At 45.8% G+C, this 21,977-nt stretch carries 25 protein-coding genes; 15 read left to right on the plus strand and 10 right to left on the minus strand.

Annotated features, from left to right (window positions below):
• The first annotated feature begins 143 nt into the window (after positions 1-143).
• Entirely contained in the window at positions 144-521 is a 378-nt protein-coding gene (locus QUA40_RS21095; RefSeq protein ID WP_333129413.1) for a hypothetical protein, read from the plus strand.
• A 208-nt stretch (positions 522-729) separates the two neighbouring features.
• On the opposite strand, the gene QUA40_RS21100 is transcribed toward QUA40_RS21095, so the two are convergent.
• Positions 730-1,548 (minus strand): FkbM family methyltransferase, encoded by an 819-nt coding sequence (locus tag QUA40_RS21100; protein ID WP_333129415.1) that lies wholly within the window; start codon positions 1,546-1,548, stop codon positions 730-732.
• 286 nt (positions 1,549-1,834) lie between these two features.
• The gene (locus QUA40_RS21105) at positions 1,835-2,341 is read right to left on the minus strand and encodes a hypothetical protein (RefSeq protein WP_333129417.1); all 507 of its coding nucleotides are present in this window, start codon (positions 2,339-2,341) and stop codon (positions 1,835-1,837) included.
• A 137-nt stretch (positions 2,342-2,478) separates the two neighbouring features.
• Between QUA40_RS21105 and QUA40_RS21110 the strand changes: the two genes are divergently transcribed.
• From QUA40_RS21110 to QUA40_RS21135, 6 genes are all read left to right on the plus strand, one after another.
• Positions 2,479-2,721 (plus strand): hypothetical protein, encoded by a 243-nt coding sequence (locus QUA40_RS21110; RefSeq protein ID WP_333129419.1) that lies wholly within the window; start codon positions 2,479-2,481, stop codon positions 2,719-2,721.
• A gap of 311 nt (positions 2,722-3,032) precedes the next feature.
• Positions 3,033-4,115 (plus strand): ATP-dependent 6-phosphofructokinase, encoded by a 1,083-nt coding sequence (locus QUA40_RS21115; protein ID WP_333129422.1) that lies wholly within the window; start codon positions 3,033-3,035, stop codon positions 4,113-4,115.
• A gap of 275 nt (positions 4,116-4,390) precedes the next feature.
• A complete protein-coding gene (locus QUA40_RS21120) occupies positions 4,391-4,813 on the plus strand; it encodes a thioesterase family protein (protein WP_333129424.1) in 423 nt (140 codons plus the stop codon).
• Positions 4,814-5,063: 250 nt separating this feature from the next.
• On the plus strand, positions 5,064-6,512 hold the full coding sequence (locus QUA40_RS21125; RefSeq protein ID WP_333129426.1) for a slr1306 family protein: 1,449 nt from the start codon (positions 5,064-5,066) through the stop codon (positions 6,510-6,512).
• Between the two features lie 155 nt (positions 6,513-6,667).
• Positions 6,668-7,276 (plus strand): Uma2 family endonuclease, encoded by a 609-nt coding sequence (locus tag QUA40_RS21130; RefSeq protein ID WP_333129428.1) that lies wholly within the window; start codon positions 6,668-6,670, stop codon positions 7,274-7,276.
• 198 nt (positions 7,277-7,474) lie between these two features.
• Positions 7,475-8,965, plus strand: a complete 1,491-nt coding sequence (locus QUA40_RS21135) for a DUF697 domain-containing protein (protein ID WP_333129430.1) — start codon at positions 7,475-7,477, stop codon at positions 8,963-8,965.
• A gap of 184 nt (positions 8,966-9,149) precedes the next feature.
• On the opposite strand, the gene QUA40_RS21140 is transcribed toward QUA40_RS21135, so the two are convergent.
• Positions 9,150-9,839, minus strand: coding sequence for a hypothetical protein (locus tag QUA40_RS21140; protein ID WP_333129431.1), 690 nt, complete (start codon positions 9,837-9,839; stop codon positions 9,150-9,152).
• A gap of 134 nt (positions 9,840-9,973) precedes the next feature.
• Positions 9,974-10,816 (minus strand): TlyA family RNA methyltransferase, encoded by an 843-nt coding sequence (locus tag QUA40_RS21145; RefSeq protein ID WP_333129433.1) that lies wholly within the window; start codon positions 10,814-10,816, stop codon positions 9,974-9,976.
• 219 nt (positions 10,817-11,035) lie between these two features.
• Here QUA40_RS21145 and QUA40_RS21150 point away from each other — a divergent pair, with 219 nt between their 5' ends.
• Positions 11,036-11,275, plus strand: coding sequence for a hypothetical protein (locus QUA40_RS21150; protein ID WP_333129435.1), 240 nt, complete (start codon positions 11,036-11,038; stop codon positions 11,273-11,275).
• Positions 11,276-11,532: 257 nt separating this feature from the next.
• Here QUA40_RS21150 and apcB read toward each other — a convergent pair whose 3' ends face one another.
• On the minus strand, positions 11,533-12,042 hold the full coding sequence (apcB, locus tag QUA40_RS21155) for an allophycocyanin subunit beta (protein ID WP_333129437.1): 510 nt from the start codon (positions 12,040-12,042) through the stop codon (positions 11,533-11,535).
• 337 nt (positions 12,043-12,379) lie between these two features.
• Here apcB and glnA point away from each other — a divergent pair, with 337 nt between their 5' ends.
• The gene (gene glnA / locus QUA40_RS21160) at positions 12,380-13,801 is read left to right on the plus strand and encodes a type I glutamate--ammonia ligase (protein ID WP_333129439.1); all 1,422 of its coding nucleotides are present in this window, start codon (positions 12,380-12,382) and stop codon (positions 13,799-13,801) included.
• A 109-nt stretch (positions 13,802-13,910) separates the two neighbouring features.
• Here the strand turns inward: glnA and QUA40_RS21165 are convergent, their stop codons facing one another.
• Positions 13,911-14,351, minus strand: coding sequence for a hypothetical protein (locus QUA40_RS21165; RefSeq protein ID WP_333129441.1), 441 nt, complete (start codon positions 14,349-14,351; stop codon positions 13,911-13,913).
• A gap of 76 nt (positions 14,352-14,427) precedes the next feature.
• Here QUA40_RS21165 and QUA40_RS21170 point away from each other — a divergent pair, with 76 nt between their 5' ends.
• From QUA40_RS21170 to QUA40_RS21185, 4 genes are all read left to right on the plus strand, one after another.
• A complete protein-coding gene (locus tag QUA40_RS21170; RefSeq protein WP_333129442.1) occupies positions 14,428-14,754 on the plus strand; it encodes a hypothetical protein in 327 nt (108 codons plus the stop codon).
• Complete coding sequence (locus tag QUA40_RS21175) at positions 14,751-14,984, plus strand: hypothetical protein (protein ID WP_333129444.1); 234 nt, start codon at positions 14,751-14,753, stop codon at positions 14,982-14,984. The genes QUA40_RS21170 and QUA40_RS21175 overlap by 4 nt, the downstream gene beginning before the upstream one ends.
• Before the next feature lie 464 nt (positions 14,985-15,448).
• Positions 15,449-16,354 (plus strand): ferritin-like domain-containing protein, encoded by a 906-nt coding sequence (locus tag QUA40_RS21180; RefSeq protein ID WP_333129448.1) that lies wholly within the window; start codon positions 15,449-15,451, stop codon positions 16,352-16,354.
• Positions 16,355-16,530: 176 nt separating this feature from the next.
• Complete coding sequence (locus tag QUA40_RS21185) at positions 16,531-17,034, plus strand: YbjN domain-containing protein (protein ID WP_333129450.1); 504 nt, start codon at positions 16,531-16,533, stop codon at positions 17,032-17,034.
• 71 nt (positions 17,035-17,105) lie between these two features.
• On the opposite strand, the gene QUA40_RS21190 is transcribed toward QUA40_RS21185, so the two are convergent.
• The 3 genes from QUA40_RS21190 to QUA40_RS21200 form a co-directional block, all read right to left on the minus strand.
• Positions 17,106-17,564: a divergent PAP2 family protein gene (locus tag QUA40_RS21190; protein ID WP_333129452.1), complete on the minus strand. Its 459-nt coding sequence runs from the start codon at positions 17,562-17,564 to the stop codon at positions 17,106-17,108.
• A gap of 14 nt (positions 17,565-17,578) precedes the next feature.
• A complete protein-coding gene (gene crtE, locus QUA40_RS21195) occupies positions 17,579-18,505 on the minus strand; it encodes a geranylgeranyl diphosphate synthase CrtE (RefSeq protein WP_333129455.1) in 927 nt (308 codons plus the stop codon).
• A 197-nt stretch (positions 18,506-18,702) separates the two neighbouring features.
• A complete protein-coding gene (locus tag QUA40_RS21200; protein ID WP_333129457.1) occupies positions 18,703-19,584 on the minus strand; it encodes a LysR family transcriptional regulator in 882 nt (293 codons plus the stop codon).
• Positions 19,585-19,695: 111 nt separating this feature from the next.
• Here QUA40_RS21200 and QUA40_RS21205 point away from each other — a divergent pair, with 111 nt between their 5' ends.
• Positions 19,696-20,187 carry a GNAT family N-acetyltransferase gene (locus tag QUA40_RS21205; RefSeq protein WP_333129459.1) on the plus strand — a complete coding sequence of 164 codons (492 nt, stop codon included), beginning with the start codon at positions 19,696-19,698 and terminating at the stop codon, positions 20,185-20,187.
• A gap of 88 nt (positions 20,188-20,275) precedes the next feature.
• Positions 20,276-21,049, plus strand: coding sequence for a methyltransferase domain-containing protein (locus QUA40_RS21210; RefSeq protein ID WP_333129460.1), 774 nt, complete (start codon positions 20,276-20,278; stop codon positions 21,047-21,049).
• A gap of 255 nt (positions 21,050-21,304) precedes the next feature.
• Here the strand turns inward: QUA40_RS21210 and QUA40_RS21215 are convergent, their stop codons facing one another.
• A complete protein-coding gene (locus QUA40_RS21215; protein ID WP_333129462.1) occupies positions 21,305-21,919 on the minus strand; it encodes a calcium-binding protein in 615 nt (204 codons plus the stop codon).
• Positions 21,920-21,977: the final 58 nt, after the last annotated feature.

The raw sequence follows: 21,977 nt of genomic DNA on the forward strand, positions 1-21,977 counted from the left end.
TTATCTTTAGTTGAGTTTGAATATATCGGTCGCTCCTATTCATAGTTTGCGATCGATTATTCAGCAAGCCCTAGATAGATTTGCAAACCAACAACAGAAATTATTCTGTATTACAGTCGTCACAGAAAAAACAGAGTTTTTCAATGAAAAAGTTTACATCGCGCTTAGTTACAATTTGCCTGCGAGTAGGAATAATCTTTGCTGTAGGAATAGCGCTAATTTTTAGCTCCGAATTGGAATTTTCGGGCAACAAAATGCAAGCGATCGCTACACCTTTAACCCCTGAAGCTACGTCTTACGAAGTTGCCCGTCCCGATCGGCAGCCAACAAGCGATACAGAGAAGGATGCCAGTAGTGTACTTGACAATATCCGAGAAAAGCTGAATCTCGACCAACCCATTGCCCCCAGTACCAAAAAATTTATAGAATCGGTAAAAGATAACGTGGGCGAAGCAGTTACGCCACCACGGGAAGCAGTAGAAAAAGCTACAGATATAGGTAGCAGCGATCGAGCCAACTAATTCAATCGCATCCAGTTTTCCAATATCATATTCTTAGTCAGCCTGCGCGGACTTTGTTTGTTTAGTAGCGATTTCCAGATCCGAATCATCGAAGGGATAACGGGCAGGTTCTCCTGCCCATCCCACATAGAAAACTCACTCTTTGTGGAACAGGCCGGAAAGCCTGTTCTAGATAATGGTGCAAGATATCAGATGGAAGCAACTTGAGTTAAATGATGACATAATCTTCGCCCAAAACAGCTTGATTGACCTCTGGTTCCGGCTCTAATGGGTCGCTGTAATGAGTGTCAATGTATTGCATTAAATTTTCCCGATAAGCTTTGAGATGCGAGTTAAGTGCTTCGATATCCTGCTCTCCTGTCGCGAAACTACTCTCTCTTCTGAATTGACCCGATTCCTTAACAAAAGCCATGTCAACTTGCCACAAAGCTTTATCAGTCGGGCGATATGACAAATCAACAATATCGTAAGCTGCGAATCCTTGGGACTTCATAAAACTCATTACATCATACATCTGACCGAATAAAGTAACTTCTACAATTACATATTCAGTCTGCTGCAAAATTTCAGTGGCTCCCGCTAAAACATCTACTTCCTGTCCGTCTACATCAACTTTAATTAAATACGGGCCTTGCAAATTTCTTTCCCTGCATATTCCATCCAGGGTAATTGCTGGTATGTTTCTCAAATAAGGATTGGTGCTGTCAGTAACGCGATTTTCAGAAATTGCAGAATGCAACATAGAGGGACTGACGTTAAGGGCGAAAACTCCCGCTTCTTTGCTCGCTGCAGCGATAATGTATTCTGCACTTTTGAGCTTGCGGCAAATTTTGGCGAGATAAGGTTCATTTTCGGCGATAGGTTCAATTAGCAAATGTCGGGAATTAGGGAAAGTATCATAAAGGTTAAAAGTTCCCAAGGCGGCACCGACATCAATCACAGTTTTTGGTTCAAAACCTAACTGTTTAGCCAGCAGCAAGCTGCCTGACATCGAGTTTCTGACAATTCCTGTTTGTTGTTGGCTCACAATTTTTTCCTGATTTTAATGTGGGTAAAGTTAATATTATGTCTGGCAGCAGAGTTATTGTATGTCCGAATAAAGAAACGAAGCAATCGCAAACCTCGGCGACTGCTTCCCTTCGGATCGCAATGACAGAAATAGGTTTCAACTGAGATGTTGCACTATTCTCAATAAGCTTTTTATGAACAGGCAAGATGCCTGTTCCACAATATATAGTAAATTTTCTTGTGGAACAGGCAAGATGCTTGTTCTTGAGAATGGTGCAAGATGTGAGTTTCAATGCAACCTGCTACTATTTCGCCGATTTCTGCGCCTTGTTTTCCGGTTCGACAGATTGCAAAGCTTCGTCGAGAATTGCACGGGCTGACTCGGCTTTACTCCTAGCATCTCGATAGCGGACATTAGCTTGAGCGAAGTTTTTGAGAACCTTGAAACCATCTTTGAGGCTGGCGATTTCCTCGGCCGTCACTGCCTCATCTGTAAACAAAATGTCGATCGCCGCCCGGATTTTGAGTGCTTCTTCGCGGGATTCCATCACTTTCAATTTGAGACTTGCCAAATTGCTCAAAATCTGGACGGCTTCAGTAATCGCATCCTCGCCGTCAGATGCAGCATCTTCGATATCCTTAACTTCAACAAACTGCTTGGGCCCAAATCCCTCCACGAGTTCCGTAGGCAGCTTGCCCTCATCCATGAGATCCATCAGCCGATCCATCGCTTCTTCCCGGGCTTTGGCTGAATCTTTCCCTTTGACAGTTAAAATAATTTCGGGGCTTTGAGGAAGTGTATAGCGAACCATATTTTGACAGCCTGTGCGCGAAAACAATTGAATGATATTTTATCTTTATTCGATCGCCAGTTGCAGCTATCAATCCGCTCAATTACCAACCGCTTGCCAAAACTTGACATATATACACTCAAAAGGAACCCTCGACAATGAAAGATAAATTTCTTAACTTTCTCAACTTGCTTTTAGTAGCTGATGTGTTTTTCGTGTTTGCCATTTTTGGGTGGTTTGTGATCGCAGTAGCAGGTCGATCGACCGGGGTGAATCTCGGTTTTGATTTGTGGTACAGTCTCTGGCAGCCCGTATTTAATCCCGCCCTGGGAATTCTTATGGGCGGTGCTATTCTCAGCGGTATAATTAACCAAGTTTCTAAACGCCTCAATCCCAAGTAAAATTGATGTTTTGTTGGAGACGGTGATTGACGATGCTACTTAGTTGCCGATCGAACTTGTGGAATGCGTCAGAGATGAGGCACTTAATTAGGTCGATGAAGCGGGAAAATACATAAGTAGTCAAAAACAAGTGAAAAGCTCTGAATGAGCGATCTCTTATGAAAGCAATCACAAAAGTTATGATAGCTTTACATTCTGTTACAAAGTAAAGTTTATTTTCGCCTACATATTTACGTCGAAAATCAGGATTAGACGATCGGGATCTAAAAAAATCAACTCATGTTCTGAGTAACAAAAGTCGGGCATTAATTATGGGAGAACAAAAATGTATCGGTATCCTCACTAGCGGAGGTGACTGTGCAGGCTTAAACGCAGTTATTCGAGCTGTTGTCTACCGCGCAACGGGAACTTACAATTGGAAAGTGATGGGGATTCGTCAAGCCACCAAGGGATTGATGAGTCGTCCCCCTGAAGCAATTCCCTTGGATATTGAGAAAGTAGACTCGTGGCTCACCATTGGCGGTACGATGCTAGGCACGACAAATGAGGGCAACCCTTTTGCCTTCCCGATGCCTGATGGGAGTCTACGCGATCGTTCTGACGACATTATCGAAGGCTATCATCAACTAGGTCTGGATGCCTTAATTGGCATTGGTGGCGACGGCAGTCTCGCCATTCTCAGGAAGATTGCTCAACACGGCAATTTGAATTTAGTGGCTATTCCTAAAACTATTGATAATGATGTCGGAATTACCGAGCGTTCCATCGGTTTTGATACTGCTGTCAATATTGCCACTGAAGCACTCGATCGCTTGCATTTTACTGCGGCAAGTCACAGTCGCGTCATGATTGTTGAAGTCATGGGACGCGATGCTGGACATATTGCGATCAGTGCTGGAATTTCTGGGGGAGCTGATATAATTCTAATTCCAGAAATCCCTTACACAATTTCCAAAATCTGCGCCCAAATCCAAGAACGCCAAGACCGGGGAAAAAACTACTGTTTAATTATAGTAGCGGAGGCAGTTCGCACTGAAGAAGGCGAGTTAGTAATGCACACAAATCGCTTAGGTCAAAGTCGATTAGGCGGAATTGGTCAGTATTTAGCTGATACAATTTCTGACTGCAGCGGTGCAGAAACTCGCGTCACCGTTTTGGGACATATTCAACGCGGAGGAACTCCTTCATCGCTGGAAAGATTAATTGCTTCTGCTTTTGGCATCGCAGCAGTTGATTTAATTGCCGAAGACAAATATGACTGCATGGTATCTTGGCAAAAGCGGGAAGTTGTGAGCGTTCCTCTGGAAGATGCGATCGCCAAATACAGACCTGTAGACTTCGATGGTACTCTGGTTAAAACGGCCCGCGGTTTAGGGATTTGTCTGGGAGACTAAACAGTTACCCGTCCGATTTCTCAAAGATTTAGTCCGGGACGCACTCAGAAGCAAGAAACCGGGTTTTTCAACCGAGACTGAGGGTTTTAAGCCAGTGTATTGTCGTAAAAAAACCAAGGTGATGACCGTCTGTGCTTCCAGGACTAAGATTAACCTGGAAGCAGTGGCGTTTCAACTCTTTAGTGTAACTTGCAATCAGTTCCAATCGAGTATCGACCCAGAGCGCGATCGCACTCGGAACTACAAAATACCGCAACAAGTGGAAAGGTGAGAAATTGACACCATTTACTGCACAAATTAGAGTGCGTCATTACGAAATGGACGCCCTCGGTCACGTCAATAATGCTGTCTACCAGCATTATTTAGAACACGCTGCGATCGAACATTTAGAACACTTGGGATTTACACTCGATCGCTACCGGGAATTGGGCGGCGTCTTTGTAATGCGGCGGATAGAGATTGACTATTTGCGATCTGCCGCCTCGGGCGATCGACTGGAGATATCCACTTGGATCGAACAAATGCGCGGCCCGCGCGCTGTCCGCCGCTACGAAATTCGCTTAGCTGGAAGTGACGAAATCTTGTTAAAAGCCGAGGCGCTTTGGGTTTGGGTTGAAGTTACCACCATGCGACCGCGAGCAATTCCCAAACAAATAATTGATATTTTTGAATCACAATCTCAAGCATTACCAACATAGAGAAAAAATCAACTATTATATTTGCAAAATCCTGTAAAACTCTATTGGTTTGTAGCGAGGACTTCAGTCTCCTATTCCCCGTTTGTAGAAGTGCAAAAAGTTGATTGTCGCCGGGGCCGCAAATCCCGATGGCAAAAAGTCGGATTGCCCGCCTGCCAGTTTGGATGCCGCAGAGGTACGATGGAATATAGGGAGGGAGGCCAAGCCCGCGAAGGTTAAGCTTGGTGACAATACCCACAGGAAGGAAAAAATGACACTTAACTTGCGGCGACCGATTTTGATAGGCGGAATAGGACTTTCAGCAGCGCTGTGGCTGCTGGAAACTCTACAGCATTCGGGTTCAGAAATGGGCGAAACGGCACTCATCGGCTTGGCGGCTGCCGGTGCGGGGTATTGGTGGTGGAAGCAACAATCCCCCAAACTCGAACTCGGACTCCCGGAACCCCTGGCGAACCGGGAAGCAGCCGAAAAAGCGATCGCGACTTCCGAAGCGGCAATTAAATTGCTAGCCTCAGAAGCTCAAAACTCCGCCGATCCTGCTAATCTAACAGCAAAGCTCGATCGGCTCAGAACCGAATTAGACAGACAAGATTTGCGGATTACCGTAACTGGCGGCAAAGCTGTCGGCAAAACTGCCTTAATTCAAGTTTTAAATTCTAATTGGGCATCTCAACACCCGCAAAAGCTTAGTTTACAAGAAACAGCACCGCTATTTGCTAATACAAATGCCGATGCCAAAATCAATGGTGATTTAGCGCTGTTTGTGACAGCGGGCGACATCACAGATTCCGAATTTCAAACATTATCTCAGCTAGCAGCAGCAGGTCAGCGCGTGCTGCTAGTCTGGAACAAACAAGACCAATATTTGCCAGAACAGCAGTCGCAGGTTTTGAACTCTTTGCAGCAGAAAATGCAAGGAATATTGGGAACCGAAGATATAATTGCGATCGCAGCTTCTCCCAATTCTATTAAAGTGCGCCAGCACCAAGCGGACGGCACATTTAAAGAACGGATCGAAAATCAAGTCTCTCAACTCGAAGCGCTGACGGAAAGATTGACTAAAATCTTAACTGAAGAACGGCAACAGTTGGTCTGGGCGAGTGCAGTGCGCGAGGCGGCAGGTATCAAGTTAGAGGCAAAAACCTTCTTAAATGCAGTCAGGCGCGATCGGGCAATTCCCATTATCGAACAATATCAGTACATCGCCGCCGCCACCGTGTTTGCTAATCCGGTTCCCGCTTTAGACTTGCTAGCAACAACCGCCATCAGCACCCAACTCGTAATCGATCTCGGTGCTATCTACCAGCAAAAGTTTTCCTTAGACCAAGCTAAGACAGTAGCGGCAACTTTGGCTAATCAAATGTTCAAATTGGGATTAGTAGAACTGTCTACCCAAACTATTACTGGACTGCTGAAAAGCAATGCCGTCACCTATGTAGCAGGAGGCGCGGTGCAGGGAATTAGTGCAGCCTATTTTACCAGAATAGCAGGACTGAGTTTAATTGAATATTTCCAAAGTCAAGAACTGGAAAATGCTGCCCAAGGCATTTTCAATCTCGACAAGTTGACTAAAACTTTGCAAGCAGTATTTACGCAAAATCAGCAAGTTTCCTTCTTGCAATCTTTCGTCAACCAAGTGGCGAGTCGCCTTTCATCTCAGGTATCTGGGCCCGAAACCGTTAAGTCGGCGGCCAATTAAGTAAAATAAAGGAACAGGCAAGATGCCTGTTCCACAAGACAGTTTTTCTGTTGTGGAACAGGCATCTTGCCTGTTCCCCGGCCCAACCAGGCAACCAGTTAATATTTTCCTTCTTCCTTCTTCCTTCTGTTATACAATCAAATAAAGTTTGCACGATGATACAAACTCAACCAAAAATACTAAGCTTTGAAGAATTTCTAGAAGATAAATCCGAAAACAGATGCTACGAACTCCACGACGGGGTAATGGTTGAAATGCAGCCAACAGGAGAACACGAAGATATCACAGCATACCTTGTTCAAGAATTTACGCTGCTCTACACCCAACAGCAACTTCCATACCGCATTCCCTCGAAAGCCCTAGTTAAGCCACCAGCTAAAGATACAGGATATATTCCTAATGTTTTGCTATTAAACCGTCAGGCTTTAGCATCTGAACCCCTATGGTTGAAGTCAGCAACAATCACCCAAGGAACATCTATCCCGCTACTTGTTGAAGTTGTCAGTACCAACTGGCGCGACGATTATCTCAAAAAGTTGGCAGATTACGAAATGATGGGCATCCTCGAATATTGGATTGCGGATTATGCTGCATTGGGCGGAATACGTCATATTGGCGACCCCAAAGCACCCACCATCTCGGTTTGCCAGCTTGTGGACGGAGAGTATAGAATTACACAGTTCAGAGGGAGCGATCGCATTATTTCACCTACATTTCCCAATATGGAGCTGAACGTTGAGCAAATTTTCCGAGGCGGAGCCTAGTGTTAGGGAAAAGAACAGGCAAGATGCCTGTTCCACAAAATTTTTTTTGTTATTGTGGAACGGGCAAGATGCCCGTTCAATATTTTTCGGAAAACTCATAACTAAAAAATTATAAATTTATGAAAAATTGTATTAAAATAAGAAATAGGATTTATAATTCGACGATCAATTATACCTGCTTAAAAAAGCCGATCGCCAATGGCTGACAATTCCCTTCAAGAAAATCGCTTATCCCTTGCCCGCGCCAGTTTGCGCGAATCCCTGGCGCGCTATTCCCACCTGCGCCAAGGGAAAAAAAACTCGAATAATACAGAATTAGAAGCGGCGCTGCAATATCAGTTAGATATCTTAACTTCCACCTCAGAAAAACTAGACCACAACGTCATTCGCATTGCTACTTTCGGCTTAGTCAGCCGTGGCAAGTCAGCCGTATTAAACGCGCTTTTAGGTCACAAAATTCTGCAAACCGGCCCTCTCAACGGTGTGACTCAGTGGCCGCGTTCCGTGCGTTGGAGTGTGCCTTTATCCTTCCTTGAAAGCGACGAATCCCCCCAACCCCCCCCTGGCAAGGGGGGGAAAGGAGGGGTGCAAGTTGAATTAATCGATACTCCCGGACTTGATGAAGTTGGGGGCGAAGTGCGCGGCGAAATGGCGAAACAAGTAACTCGCCAAGCTGACTTAATTCTGTTTGTCGTTGCAGGGGATATCACCCGAACTGAATATCAAGCACTGTGCGAATTGCAAACAGCTCAAAAACCGCTGATTTTAGTTTTTAATAAAATTGACCTTTATCCCGAATTAGACAGAAAAGCTATTTACCAAAGTTTGCAAGCGCTGGGAAATACTGAACAGTTAGCAACCGCTGCGGTAACAGACCAAACAGATAGCGAAAATTTGTCCGATCGCCCAAACCACTCCTCCGATAAATCTACTGCAAAATCACCGCCTAAAATTGCCAAATCATTAGAAATAGTCATGGTAGCCGCCGAACCCGCGCCGGTGCAAGTGCGGGTGGAATGGTCCGACGGAAGAGTAACTAACGAATGGGAGTCGCCGCCCGCGCAGATAGACGAACTCAAACATAAAATTCTCACAATTCTTAACAGAGAAGGTCGATCGCTCCTCGCTCTAAATGCTTTAGTTGAAGCTAGAGATGCCGAAGCAAACATTGCCCGTCACGTTCTCAAATTGCGACAAACAGAAGCCGAAGATTTAATCTGGCAATTTGCAAAATATAAAGCTTTGGCTGTCGGTTTAAATCCAGTGGCCTTCTTGGATGTAATGGGAGCAACTGTCGCCGATTTAGCCTTAATTCGCTCTTTATCCAGACTTTACGGTTTACCTATGACTGGTTACGAAGCGGGGAAACTTTGGCAGACTATTTTCTCCAGTGCTGGTGGCGTACTTTTAGGAGAATTGGGTAGCAGTTTTCTGTTGGGATTTGGCAAAAGTGTGGCCGCTGCGGCCCCGCAAATCGGCTTTTCTACTTTTGCCGGAGTTGCTGTCACTCAAGCTAGTTTAGCAGCTTACGGAACCTATGCTGTCGGTCGTGCCGCCCAAGTTTATTTAGAAAAAGGCTGCACCTGGGGTCCCCTGGGACAAGATACGGTAATTCAAGAAATTCTCGCCACCATCGAGCGTAATACAATTATCGATCGCTTGCAGCAAGAGTTTAAAATTGGCAATTAAAAATTGCCCTAGTAGTTGAGTAGGGTAGGTCAGCAGAGGGTTATTTGTGAATAATCGAAAAGCTAGAATCTGACGCACCCTACAGCTTATACTCTTATACCATTGTCAAAAAAAATGCAACTTTAGGTGAGATCCAAACCACGATAGCTCACGGTGACTCCCAAGTCTTTAATCGAAAATGGTATTACCGTCTCGCGATTCTCACACCTTCCCTAAAATGGGCGATCGTCGCAATTACCGCTATAGAAAAGTAAAATATTCTAATCAGCCAAAAACAAACCCGCATTGACCAAGAAACAATAGTCGGAGCAATACCTGTGAACTGTACAAATCTGGAATTAACTTTTTTTTCAAAGCTGTCCAGGTCTTTCATCTCCGATTGTTTCGTCGGAATAACGGGAAACTGACCAGTATATACGTAATAACCGATAAAACCAGGCAATCCTACTTTTCTATTCAAAAATGAGTTAGTTAAGGTTGCAGTTTGCGGAGGCGATAATTTATCCGATTCTTCCACTTTTTCTAGCCAAGAATTATATCGAATGGCTGGCGTAATCATGAAAACTAAGGGAACTACAAGTATCAACAAAGCAGCACTAATTTTGCGACCGTATTGAGGGTGTAGAAGCCTTGTCGCCACACCCACTCCCATACCGATAAAAGCAAATACCAATATATTTAACAGTTCAATAATTTCGATACCCCTCAACAAATCGCCGATAATCAGAATTGTATATAATAATTTGTCGGCTAGTAGCAGAGCTGCCCACTTGATGAGAATTGAAACGCCTACAATAGTAGCTACAATCGCCACATACCCGATGCCACCTAGAACGTAGATTAAAATTGAGCCGGCTTGTTTTAATGATTGCATGGAATTATTCACTTAGTGAAAGTTTAGGAGTCTGATTGACAAAAATTTTGAAATTTTAGAGCAATCTGGAGTTCCAAATTTGATTTTTAAAATAGATTAGCTTGACATCTTGAAATCAATCTACAATCTATAATCTACAATCGATCGACAAGTTCCCGCGCGGCCGCTTTGGTGACTTGTGCGATCCGTTCCTTCACAACATCCTCTTCGATCGCCCTCGGCTCTGTTTCTGGTTCGCGATCGATCCCCAACCATAAAAGATACTCGATATTACCGGCCGGGCCAAGTAAAGGCGACCACGTTAAGCCACGTTGCTGCCATCCTAAAGCTGTGGCTGCCTTCCACACTTGAAAAATCGCATCAGCTTGAGTTGCTGAGTCTCGCACTACGCCTTTTTTCCCGACTCTCTCGCGCCCTACCTCAAACTGCGGCTTTACCAGCAACACCGCTTCTCGCGGTGGTGCCAACAATTCCCACAGCGCCGGTAAAATCTTATCCAGGGAAATAAACGACACATCTACTACCGCCAAGTCTGCTCGCTCCAAGTCGCCGTAAAGGTCAGCAGCAGTCATGTACCGCAAATTGGTGCGTTCTTTCAAAATTACCCTCGGATCATTCCTCAAGCCCCAATCTGCTTGACCGTAGCCAACATCTACGCCGTACACTAGGGCGGCGCCGGCTTGCAGGAGACAGTCGGTAAAACCGCCTGTGGAAATGCCACCGTCGAGACAAATTCTGCCTGTAACGGGAATCGCAAAAACTTCTAAAGCTTTGGCTAATTTGTCGCCGCCTCTAGAAACATAGCGCGATCGCTCTTTAATCTGAATTTTTGCTGCAATGTCAACCTCAGTGCCCGGTTTGTCAACTACCTGTTGGTTGATGGAGACTTTCCCAGTCCGAATCAATGCCTGAGCTTGCTGTCTTGAACTGCACAAATCTAGGCTGACCAATAAAGTGTCTAGTCGCTGTTTAGCCAAGGTTTTTAATCTGTACGGATAGGGTTAAGAAGTACCAGATTAGCACTTACGGACAAGCCCGACTGCTGATTTTTGGCGATTATTTTGGTTTTTGGCTCATCGCGCGGCATTGGTCCCACCTCACATTATGTGATTGAGATCGCTCGGATTGTGTACTTTTATCACAAATAAACTGTCATAAAATCACACAAAAAATGGGGCCAATAGCAGATGATTTATATGCAGCTAAGAGCACTACAACTATCACCAGGGCGATCGACCATGAAAACAATTAACTTTCCTATCAGAAATGTGGGCAATTGTCAAGAAAATCCCCTCGCCTTCGTCAGCGGTGACATCATCCACATTCTTTACCCCAACGGCGAAGTAGAAGCAAGAACCGCCCAACAAGTCAATCTGGGCCAAACCAAAAATCCCCTAGACAAATGCCTTGTCTGGGGATTTGTTGGCGATTTTTAGCATCAGTTGCAAACAAGAATGCAATTATAGGGAAGCTCCAAACCCTTAATTTATCAGTCATTCCCAATTATTCAAATTTTTAATCTATAATTTTTAATCTATAATTTTTAATCTGAAATCTTTAATCTGAAATCTTTAATCTAAAATTGTATAACCCATAAAAAAAGATCGCTTGGAGGCTGTGAGGCCAAAAAAAGCGATCGATCTAACTGCAAGCCACAAATGCAATTTGCTGTTAAAAGAATTAGCAAATTGACTTAAATATCTTGTTCGCTCAATTCGCGAATCAAGTAATCAAAAGGCTGCTCCAAAAAAGGCCCCACAGACAAGCCAGCAGCTTCCACCTGAGCCTTAACCATCTCTTTCATAATGCTAATCCCCATCACCGTCGGGCCAATGGGAACGCTTAGAGAATTGTAAGTTTCCCGCAAACCTTGCAGCACGCGCTCGTCCAGCACGTCGGTACTTCCAGCCACCAGGGCGTAAGTAGCATAGCGCAAGTAGTAGTCCATATCCCGCAGACAAGCCGCGTAGCGACGAGTCGTGTAGGCATTTCCCCCGGGACGGATCAGTTCCGGCTGTTCAGCAAATAGCTGGATACCAGCTTGCTTGACAATTGCCGCAGCATTGCTGTTAATCGCAGCCGCCGCCTGTACCCGTGCCGTACCCGTTGCAAAATAAGATTTCAACCGATCGATACCATCTCGGTCTAAATACCTACCAGCAACATCATAATTTTCAATCAGGCTCGTCACTGCATCGCGCATAAGTTTCTCTCCCAAAAATCTTTATCAATACTTTGCTATCTGAGACAGACCGCCTATTGTAGACTACTACAAATCGGCGTTTGATTAAGATTTGAGATGGGATTTTAACTCCAGGTAGTCTATCCCCGGCAAACTGTCGTAAAATTCAGCCGTTTGCCTTGTATCTTTAGCCGAAAAATCGACAGGGCAAGAATCTCAAACTGCCTGGCCACACTGGGCCCCTATTTCAAAGTTTTGTAGCCATAGATACAAAATAGTGGATACTGAAAGCCTACGATCGCCCAAACAGTCTGAAATCGGCCGATCGCCAAGACACAACCAATATCAGGAGTAAGTCATGTTCCAGACACCCCAAGAAGCCTTAAACTACATAAAAGAAAATAAGATCCAGATCGTTGACCTCAAATTCATCGATATGCCGGGGATCTGGCAGCACCTTTCCCTGTACCACGACCAAATCGACGAAACCGCATTCACAGACGGCGTACCCTTCGACGGTTCCAGCATTCGGGGCTGGAAAGCCATCAACGAATCAGACATGACGATGGTCATCGATCCGACCACCGCTTGGATGGACCCGTTCATGGCAGAACCGACCATCAGCTTCATTTGCAGCATCAAAGAACCTCGCACGGGCGAACCTTACAGTCGCTGTCCTCGCACGATCGCCCAAAAAGCCATAGACTACTTGCTTTCCACGGGTCTTGGCGATACAGCATTCTTTGGCCCGGAAGCAGAATTCTTTATTTTTGACGACGTTCGCTTCGACCAAACCCAAAATTCCGGCTACTATTACGTAGATTCGATCGAAGGTCGCTGGAATTCCGGCAAAGAAGAAGCAGGCGGCAACCTCGGCTACAAACCGCGTTACAAAGAAGGTTATTTCCCAGTAGCACCAACCGATACCTCTCAAGACATGAGAACGGAAATGCTGCTGACAATGGCAAAATGCGGCGTACCCATCGAAAAACACCACCACGAAGTCGCCACCGGCGGTCAATGCGAACTCGGCTTCCGCTTTGACACTTTGGTAAAAGCCGCCGACTACTTGCTGACTTACAAATACGTCATCAAAAACGTCGGCAAAAAATACGGCAAAACCATCACCTTCATGCCCAAACCGCTGTTTAACGACAACGGTTCCGGGATGCACGTTCACCAGTCGATTTGGAAAGACGGCAAACCTCTATTTGCAGGCGATCAATATGCAGGTTTCAGTCAAATGGGACTGCATTACATCGGTGGCATTCTCAAGCACGCCCCGGCACTTTTGGCACTCACCAACCCCACGACCAATTCCTACAAGCGTTTAGTTCCGGGCTTTGAAGCGCCTGTAAACTTAGCTTACTCTCAAGGAAATCGATCGGCATCAGTGCGGATTCCGTTGTCGGGAACCAACCCCAAAGCCAAGCGGTTAGAATTCCGCTGTCCCGATGCCACATCCAACCCCTATTTAGCATTTGCAGCCATGCTGTGCGCCGGCATAGACGGCATCAAGAATCAAATCGATCCGGGCGAACCTTTGGACGTGGATATCTACGACCTTTCCCCTGAAGAATTGAGCAAAATTCCTTCGACTCCCGGTTCCTTGGAAGGCGCTTTAGAAGCTTTAGAAAAAGACCACAGTTTCTTAACTGAAACCGGGGTATTTACCGAAGACTTCATCCAAACCTGGATTTCCTACAAACTCGACAACGAAGTCAACCCGATGCGGCTGCGTCCTCACCCCTACGAGTTTGCTCTCTACTACGACTGTTAGATAGTTAATAATTAAAAATTAAAAGTTAAAAATGGTAATTATACCATTTTTAACCGAGGATTTTTAATTAATAAGAACGCCGCCCTTAAAAGCGGCGTTCTTTTTGAGTTTAGAACTGCTGGATCAGCGCCCTGACTCTCCGGTTGCCCGACACTATCAGGGCGAAGCTATTAGTAGTAGCGCCCTCTGTAGCCTCCGAGACATCCTCTACAGCCCATTTAGTTGCTTTCTCATCAACAATAAACAAATCGTCAGCGGCAGTGCCTTCCTGAACCCGATATATCTTATTCAGAATAAAACGTGTCCTCGCCTCGGCTTTTGGTATGCCCGTAACTTGATCTGGATCTACAGAGATGACACTGCCTTCTTTTAATGTACCTTTGGAGTTGCTTAAATTGCGATCGCTTTTTTCTGCTATTTGCACGCTGGGAAGCTGCAAAGAAGGCTCAGTATCAGAGATATTCGAGGCACCAGCTAGCGCCCCACTTTTTCCCAAACCGAGAACCGCTGCAAAAGCCGTCAAAATTAGCAAAAACTTGAAATGATTCACTGTATTTATGCTCGTTTATTTGTGAGGTGCTGCACTCATTCTAAATTAGCAATTAGCAATTAACAATGACTAAACAATGTCCGATATTTTTGTGATGGTACGCAATCAGAGTAATAATGCCATGACTTCAGTTGACGGCATTGCTTTTGTCACTTTACTGACTTGGGGGGGACAAGTGCTGGCCGAGGAGACAGTTGATCTGTTTGAGGCAGATGTGAATTTTGATAACCTGAAGCAGGGAAAATATACTGTAGTTGTCAGGCACGAAGGCGTTGAACCTCGATCGGCAACCTGTAGTGTTACAATCACCGATGAAGATAAAGTAATCATGCTGACATTTATTTACCTAGAACTAGAACGGGTGCTGCTGGGCATTCAAACTTCAACAGAAGAAAGACTATGACCGTGAAAGTTACTCCGCCAAATTCAATTAAAATGTTTCGCTATCGAGTACATTTCTTGGCAAAAGACCTGTGGAGGGAAAAAAACCCGGTTTGTCGGATGAATCTGGCTTTACAGTTAGCCGATGTGGCGACAACTCTGGCTAGGTTGGAAGTAGAAGAGGCGCGAAAATTTCAACAAGAGTCTGCTAGTGTTGAGGCCCAAGACTCGACGGAACCTGAACATTTTTGAGTGTGTGAGATTGCTTTTTGTGCTCCGCGCAGCGCTTGCGTGATATCAGTTTACAAAAAAAATAATGTAATTGTCAGCCCGTGTTCCAAACCCTGATAGTCATCAGTCATTTTTAATCTAAAATCTAAAATCTAAAATGGATCGAACCTGAAAAGTTTTGAGTGTATGAGGTTGCTTTGTGTGATCCGCGCAACCCTTGCGTGATAGCAGTTTAAAAAAATAATCTAACTGTAGAAAAGCTCCAAACCCTGATAGTCATCAGTCATTTTTAATCTAAAATCTAAAATCTAAAATTGTATGACTCGCAACTCCAAACTATTGTCGTTGGTCGATCGAGTAAAAAAAATCTCTGTATAAAGTTCAATCTGCTTGCTACACAACAACTTTCTGCCTTGCGACGGAATTGGTTGTCGAAAAAACTGCGTTACACTTATATAAGTATCTTTACAAAACAACATAAAAGCATGACTGTTGCCTATCCCCGCAAGCTTCGCAACGCTATGGGAGCGCGCGAAATTTTAGCTAATGTAGTACGCGATCGCGAAATTCACCTGATCACCCTCAACCGCTACCGCTACAGCGAACAGCGCAGTTGCAAAGACCTCACGGACGTGATTGAACGGCTAGACGGAGAACCGGCCGAACTCGTGCGCGACCTCTCCCGGCACATTTCCGACGAAGCGCGACACGCCATGTGGCTGACAGATTTGCTGGTAGACTTGGGCCAAAATGTGGGAAGGCCGCCGGGAGTCTCCTACATTGACGAATTTGAAAGGTTGTATGACAGCGAGCAACAAGACCCCACCAAAGACCGCGAAGATTTTGTAATTTCTTCCCTGGCCGCGATTAACGTCACCGAAAAGCGGGGCTGCGAATACTTCTCAGCCCACATCCACGCCCTCAAACAGGCTCCCCAAACCGACGAAAACGTCAAAATTCGCGAAACAATCGAAAAGATTTTTCCCGAAGAAGCTGGTCACGTCCGCTGGGGCAACCGCTGGCTGGGCTCTATAGCTGCCAAAAGCCAGGAACACCGCCAGAAGGTGGAACAGGCAAAGCGCAAGTATGTGGCGATCGAACAAGCAGCTTTTGAATCGGGAATGGATATCATGCTGGGGGCAGAACTCCGTCGCGTCACCCGCCTGGTAGACATTGCCAACACCATGCCGATGTGGGAACGCCCGCAATACCTGATGGAACGCTTGCCGGCCACCCTGCTCGCCCCCGACCTGCAAATGACCAGAGTCGATGTAGCTCAGCGGGCCTGGAACCGCGACCCGCAGGCATTTGTGGAGAAATTTGTGCCGATGTTCCTCAACGGCTTGAATACCATTGAGAAGAAGCCGGCGGCGACTAAGCCCAAGGCTTAAAAACGATCGCGAACCCGGTTGAAACCGCTCTGCAAGTCAAACTTGCGCCTGCCTCCCCAAATAAGCGAGATATACTGGTTCCGAGGCTATGCCTGGGAACCAGTTATTTAAAGTCATAATTTTAAGCTTGAGCAAGTAAACTGATTATTGGAATAGTTTTCCGTCTAAATATAATCATGACTACCAGCGAGCCGAACATACAAACAGCTTCCACAGAAAGCCTCTCAAGTGAAAGCGCGATCGCCGATGCCCAGGTCGAAAAAGCCACAGCCGTCACCTATGCAGAAGAAATTGAAACTGTCATCGCCAGCATGGCTGTAGACCAAAAAGTGATGGTCGGTCAAAGTGAAGCTGGCGGACATCTTTGGAAGTTTAAGTACGGCAGTGTTGAAGTGTTCGTGCAACTCACCGGGGAAACAGAAGATGATACTTTGACTGTTTGGGCTTTTGTACTGCAGTTGCCAGCGAAGAATGAAGCTCAATTAATGCGGAAAATTCTAGAAATGAATTGGCTGTCTACTTTAGAATCTCATTTTGCCATTGTTGATAATCAAGTTGCCGTAGTATCGACTCGGACGATGGCGGAAATCTCGACCGGGGAAATTTCTCGGGTTATTACTATTGTCGCCACTATCGCCGATGACAACGATGACCTGCTGCAAGCAGAATTCGGTCAGTAGTCATTAGTTAACAGTTAACAGTCAACCCTTCGACTCCGCTCAGGGCGACGCAGTTAACAGTTAACAGTTAACTAATATGCAGGCCCTGCGATCCAAGCAATAGTAATTCCCAGCCCCAACCCTACAAGCACTTGAAAAGGAGTGTGTCCCAGCAACTCTTTCAGGCGAGCCTCATTAAGGTTGTGATCTTCTTCAAAAAACTCGTCAATAATTTGGTTGAGGATGCGAGCTTGCTTGCCTGCTGCTTGGCGGACGCCTGCTGCGTCGTACATCACAATAATTGCAAAGATCGCAGCGATCGCAAAATCCGGACTTTCCCATCCCATCGTTTGTCCCACTCCAGCAGCCAAAGCGCCCACAAAAGACGAGTGAGCGCTGGGCATTCCCCCCGTTGTTACTAAATACCGAAGATTAAACTTGCGATTTTTAACCAACTCGATCGGCAACTTCATGATCTGAGCCGCTAGACAAGCGAGCAAAGCAACCATGAGTACATGATTGTTTAAAATGCCGCTGCAAATTTCCTGCATAGTGTTTGGTATTTCTAGTTACTGCGGCTGGTAATAAAATCGGCGATCGCCAGCAGCGGTAGAGCTTTGCTCCCAAACACTGCCAATTGAGCCTTAGCATCAGCCACAAGCTGCGAAGCTTGGCGCCGAGACTCCTCAATTCCCCACAAACTCGGATAAGTGACTTTTCCTGCTTGAACATCTTTGCCAGCAGTTTTGCCCAGTTCTTCTTGGGTAGCAGTAATATCCAAAATGTCGTCAATGATCTGGAAAGCCAACCCAATATTTTGAGCGAAACGAGACAGCCGCTGCAAATCGGCAGCCGAGGCCCCAGCCAGAATAGCCCCACAAACTACGCAGGCTTCTAACAGCGCGCCTGTTTTGTGAGCGTGAATATAATTCAAAGTTTCCAGAGAAACATCTGTCTTTCCTTCAGATTCCAAATCTACCACCTGACCGCCTACGAGTCCAGCAGCACCCGATGCCCGCGCTAAATGGGCGATCGTCTGCAACACCTGTTGGGGGGGTACGTTCTCAGTTTTAGTGGCGATAAATTCAAAAGCATAGGTCAGCAAACCATCGCCAGCCAAAATGGCGATATCCTCGCCGTAGACTTTGTGGTTCGTCAGTTTGCCACGCCGGTAGTCGTCATTGTCCATTGCCGGCAAATCGTCGTGAATCAGTGACATCGTGTGGATCATTTCCAAAGCGCAAGCTGTCGGAATTGCCATAGATGTAGTGCCGCCGGCCAGTTCGCAGCTAGCCAGACACAGGATCGGACGCAGGCGCTTGCCCCCCGCTAGCAGCGAGTAGCGCATTGCTTCGTAAATTTTTTCTGGGTAGATGACCGGCAGTGCACTGTCGAGAGCTACCTCGATCGCCTCTTTTCGCTTGACTAGATAAGTAGATAAATCGAAAGAGGATTCCGGTTGGGACGAACCCATTTCTGTTGCCAATACCATCCCTTGCTCTCTTGTACTGAATAGTTACGTGGGATATTGTGAGCCGTTGGGGTCGGATCGTGCCGACTTTTACGGCGGTAGTTGCTCGAACTCCGAGCATCAATTAATCATTCTACGGGTGTTGTTGCACAGAAAATCTTTGAGTTTTGATAACTTTGTCAAATTACCAGTCAATCTAAAATTTACAATCTCAAATATCAAATCCGCTGCTGCAGTCTGGCGACTTCCAAAAACCGCTGCACCGCAGCCGTTGGATCGCTGCGCCAAATTAGAGCGATCGCCACAATGCAGGTTGATTCTGGTAACGCTTTGTAAACTACCCCGCTGCGCTGGAAATTTTGCATTGACGCCGGGACGATCGCCACTCCCATCTCGGCCGCTACCAGACTGACAATAGTTTGCATTTGAATTGCTTCTTGAGCCGCGATCGGGCTAAAACCTGCTTGCTGACAAAGACTGACGATCGCATCGTACAATCCCGGAGCCTGGGAACGGGGAAATAGGATGAACGGTTCTGTGGAAAGTTCACGTAATTCAAGATGCGTGCGATCGGCCGCCGGATGTGTTTCTGGCAGTGCCACGATCAGCGGTTCTCGAAAAACGATTTCAGAATTTATCCCATCTTCCTCAACCGGAGGGCGCACGAAGCCGATATCAATTTGCCCGAACCGCAGCCGCTGCAACTGTTCGTTTGTCGTCAGTTCGTGCAGTTCCAGTTTGACGGCGGGACATCGAGTGCGAAAGGCCTGCAAAATTGCTGGAACCACGTTGTGTGCTGCAGAACTCACAAAGCCGATCGTCAGTTGGCCGAGTTCGCCCCGACTGGTTTGTCGGCCGAGTTGAATTGCTCGATCGACTTGCTGCAGAATTTTCCCGGCTTCCTCGAAAAAAACCTGTCCCGCTGCCGTTAAATGCACCGTCCGCTTGGTGCGACGAAACAGTTGAAACCCCAACTCTGCCTCTAAATGCTGGATTTGTTGGCTCAGCGGAGGTTGGGCAATATGCAGTTTTTCGGCTGCACGAGTGAAATTCAGTTCCTCTGCAACTGCAATGAAATAACGCAAATGCCGAAGTTCCATAGCTCCCCAATCATTAATATTTTAAAAGTATAAGTGGTTAGTTAAACATATATTGGACATTTATGAAGACATTTCATACAGTGATTAATAGGCGAAATTGAGAATTAAACAATGGCTAATTTGGATATCAAAATTAGAGAAGCAGAGCTAGCAGATTTGGAACTAATTCTTGCTTTTATTTCGGAAAAATCAGAATTCGATGGAGTTCCACATCTTTTAGAAGCAACAGCAGACAAATTGAAGCAAACACTATTATTTGTCGAGTCTCCCCTAGTGCGAGTATTGTTGGCGGAAGTTGGCGACACAGCGGTAGGGTTTGCGATGTTTTATGCTTCCTATTCAAGTCTTTTGGCGCAGCCTTGCCTTTGGCTTGATGATTTATTTTTGCAATCTCATTTTCGCGGTATGGGAGTCGGTACAGCACTGTTAAAGTCTTTGGCACGAATTGCTGAGTCCACAAATTGCGGGCGTATGGAATGGACTGTTAATACTGGCAATGTGCCGGGAATTGCTTTTTACCAAAAGCAGGGAGCGCGGATTTTGGAAAATATTAGACTTTGCCGTATTGATGGGGATGCAATTAATCTGCTTGCTGGCCAATAATTTAATAACGAACCGCGAAGGCGCGTTAGGCGAAGCCGCGCGTAAGCGCTAGGACACGAAGAGAAAACAATAGAAAACAAGAGAAGAAATGTCACAATATTTTTGGAATTCTGCCCTTTATGAGAAAAATCATGCTTTTGTTTGGCAGTACGGTGAATCAATTGTGGAGTTACTCGCTCCGAAGGCTGGTGAACAAATTCTGGATTTGGGCTGCGGTACGGGACAGTTAACTGAAAAGATTGCTCAAAGTGGTGCTTTTGTGCAAGGTATTGATTCCTCTTTGTCGATGATTTCTACGGCAAAAATAAACTACCCTCACATTAACTTCGCTGCCGCAGATGCGAGGAGTTTTCAAGTAGAAGAGCCGTTAGATGCTGTTTTTTCTAATGCAGTTTTGCACTGGATTAAACCGCCGGATGCTGTGATTAATTGTGTGGAAAAAGCGCTGAAGCCGGGAGGGCGTTTTGTTGCTGAGTTTGGCGGTAAGGGGAACGTGGGGGCGATCGTCCGCGCACTTTTGAGTGTTTTGTCAGAAATTGGTTGCCAGGAGCCTGAAGCGCTTAATCCTTGGTATTTTCCGAGTATTGGCGAGTATGCTGGGCTTTTGGAAAAGCAGGGATTTGATGTGGGTTATGCGGTTTTGTTCGATCGCCCGACTCCCCTAGAAGGTGGCAGCGCGGGTATGGTAAATTGGATTGAAATGTTTGCTGGCGGGTTTTTGTCGGGGTTGTCTGATGATGTGCGATCGCACGTAATTAACGCAGTTGAAGAACGTTTGCGATCGGCGCTTTACCGCGATGGTAATTGGATTGCAGATTACCGGAGAATTCGCGTTGTTGCTGTCAAAAATTCCTCACGGTAAATCATAGTGATTAGTGATTTCGATCAGACCATAAAATCGCTACTACACCAACTTTCTTGCGCCGATGCGGACTCAAAGAGTAGATAATTTTACAATACTTACGCTGCACAGTCAATTTTTACACCACCCCTAGTAGTAAGGTGCGAAATACGCACCTTACTACTAGCGTTTCTGCGTAACTCCTGTAAATATCAGGAGTTAATTTCTGGCTAACAATATGATAAGTTTGTCAGCTTACCACTGATTGTCCTGAACTTAGAAACCCTGAACGGAAACAATCCTGCTTTGTAGTTCATTAGGCGTTACATCGCCTACCAAACCTAAAATCGCGTTAGAATTTCTAACTCTGATTAGAGTTCCTGAACCAGGGCCGCTCAATTCGCTGGTCAGCTCTGGAGGGAGGACTTGTAGTAAAGCTTGTGGGAAGTCGAACCTATATGTTACTGTCACATCCTCTACCGGCTCCAACACTATATCATTGACCGTTAAGCCACTCGCTAATCCAATGCGATCTACATCAGGATCAAAACCTCCGATCAGATCACTAAAATTGATATCTGTAGTGGCAGGATCTATTCCCAGAACGCATAAATTATTGCCAAACTCACAACTTAAGAAGTCTCTGCCCAAGCCGCCAACCAGAGTGTTATTCCCCTCTCCGCCGTCTAAAAAATCATTGCCTCTACCCCCAAATAAAATATCATCGCCAACGTCTCCAGTAAGGAAATCAGCATCTAGACCACCACTGAGGCAGTCATTTCCATCAGATCCATTCAGGAAATCTCTCCCTTTTCCCCCAAATACAGAATCGTTGCCTGCAAAACCTGTGAGAAAATCTTCCCCTTCATTTCCCCTACCGTGTACACACAAGTTGATTCTGAGCTAGTTTCCATCCCAAAAAGATGGATTCAAACTGTCGGAGTCCATG

This window comes from Microcoleus sp. Pol11C3 (genome assembly GCF_036701485.1).
In the GTDB taxonomy this organism is placed as follows: domain Bacteria; phylum Cyanobacteriota; class Cyanobacteriia; order Cyanobacteriales; family Microcoleaceae; genus Microcoleus.

Bases quoted from the DNA above. Each gene is read 5' to 3' on its own strand.
- QUA40_RS21095 (WP_333129413.1), top strand. From the start codon at position 144: ATGAAAAAGTTTACATCGCGCTTAGTTACAATTTGCCTGCGAGTAGGA.
- QUA40_RS21105 (WP_333129417.1), bottom strand. From the start codon at position 2,341: ATGGTTCGCTATACACTTCCTCAAAGCCCCGAAATTATTTTAACTGTC.
- QUA40_RS21110 (WP_333129419.1), top strand. From the start codon at position 2,479: ATGAAAGATAAATTTCTTAACTTTCTCAACTTGCTTTTAGTAGCTGAT.
- QUA40_RS21115 (WP_333129422.1), top strand. From the start codon at position 3,033: ATGGGAGAACAAAAATGTATCGGTATCCTCACTAGCGGAGGTGACTGT.
- QUA40_RS21125 (WP_333129426.1), top strand. From the start codon at position 5,064: ATGACACTTAACTTGCGGCGACCGATTTTGATAGGCGGAATAGGACTT.
- QUA40_RS21130 (WP_333129428.1), top strand. From the start codon at position 6,668: ATGATACAAACTCAACCAAAAATACTAAGCTTTGAAGAATTTCTAGAA.
- QUA40_RS21135 (WP_333129430.1), top strand. From the start codon at position 7,475: ATGGCTGACAATTCCCTTCAAGAAAATCGCTTATCCCTTGCCCGCGCC.
- QUA40_RS21140 (WP_333129431.1), bottom strand. From the start codon at position 9,839: ATGCAATCATTAAAACAAGCCGGCTCAATTTTAATCTACGTTCTAGGT.
- QUA40_RS21150 (WP_333129435.1), top strand. From the start codon at position 11,036: ATGCAGCTAAGAGCACTACAACTATCACCAGGGCGATCGACCATGAAA.
- apcB (WP_333129437.1), bottom strand. From the start codon at position 12,042: ATGCGCGATGCAGTGACGAGCCTGATTGAAAATTATGATGTTGCTGGT.
- glnA (WP_333129439.1), top strand. From the start codon at position 12,380: ATGTTCCAGACACCCCAAGAAGCCTTAAACTACATAAAAGAAAATAAG.
- QUA40_RS21170 (WP_333129442.1), top strand. From the start codon at position 14,428: ATGTCCGATATTTTTGTGATGGTACGCAATCAGAGTAATAATGCCATG.
- QUA40_RS21175 (WP_333129444.1), top strand. From the start codon at position 14,751: ATGACCGTGAAAGTTACTCCGCCAAATTCAATTAAAATGTTTCGCTAT.
- QUA40_RS21180 (WP_333129448.1), top strand. From the start codon at position 15,449: ATGACTGTTGCCTATCCCCGCAAGCTTCGCAACGCTATGGGAGCGCGC.
- QUA40_RS21185 (WP_333129450.1), top strand. From the start codon at position 16,531: ATGACTACCAGCGAGCCGAACATACAAACAGCTTCCACAGAAAGCCTC.
- QUA40_RS21190 (WP_333129452.1), bottom strand. From the start codon at position 17,564: ATGCAGGAAATTTGCAGCGGCATTTTAAACAATCATGTACTCATGGTT.
- crtE (WP_333129455.1), bottom strand. From the start codon at position 18,505: ATGGTATTGGCAACAGAAATGGGTTCGTCCCAACCGGAATCCTCTTTC.
- QUA40_RS21200 (WP_333129457.1), bottom strand. From the start codon at position 19,584: ATGGAACTTCGGCATTTGCGTTATTTCATTGCAGTTGCAGAGGAACTG.
- QUA40_RS21205 (WP_333129459.1), top strand. From the start codon at position 19,696: ATGGCTAATTTGGATATCAAAATTAGAGAAGCAGAGCTAGCAGATTTG.
- QUA40_RS21210 (WP_333129460.1), top strand. From the start codon at position 20,276: ATGTCACAATATTTTTGGAATTCTGCCCTTTATGAGAAAAATCATGCT.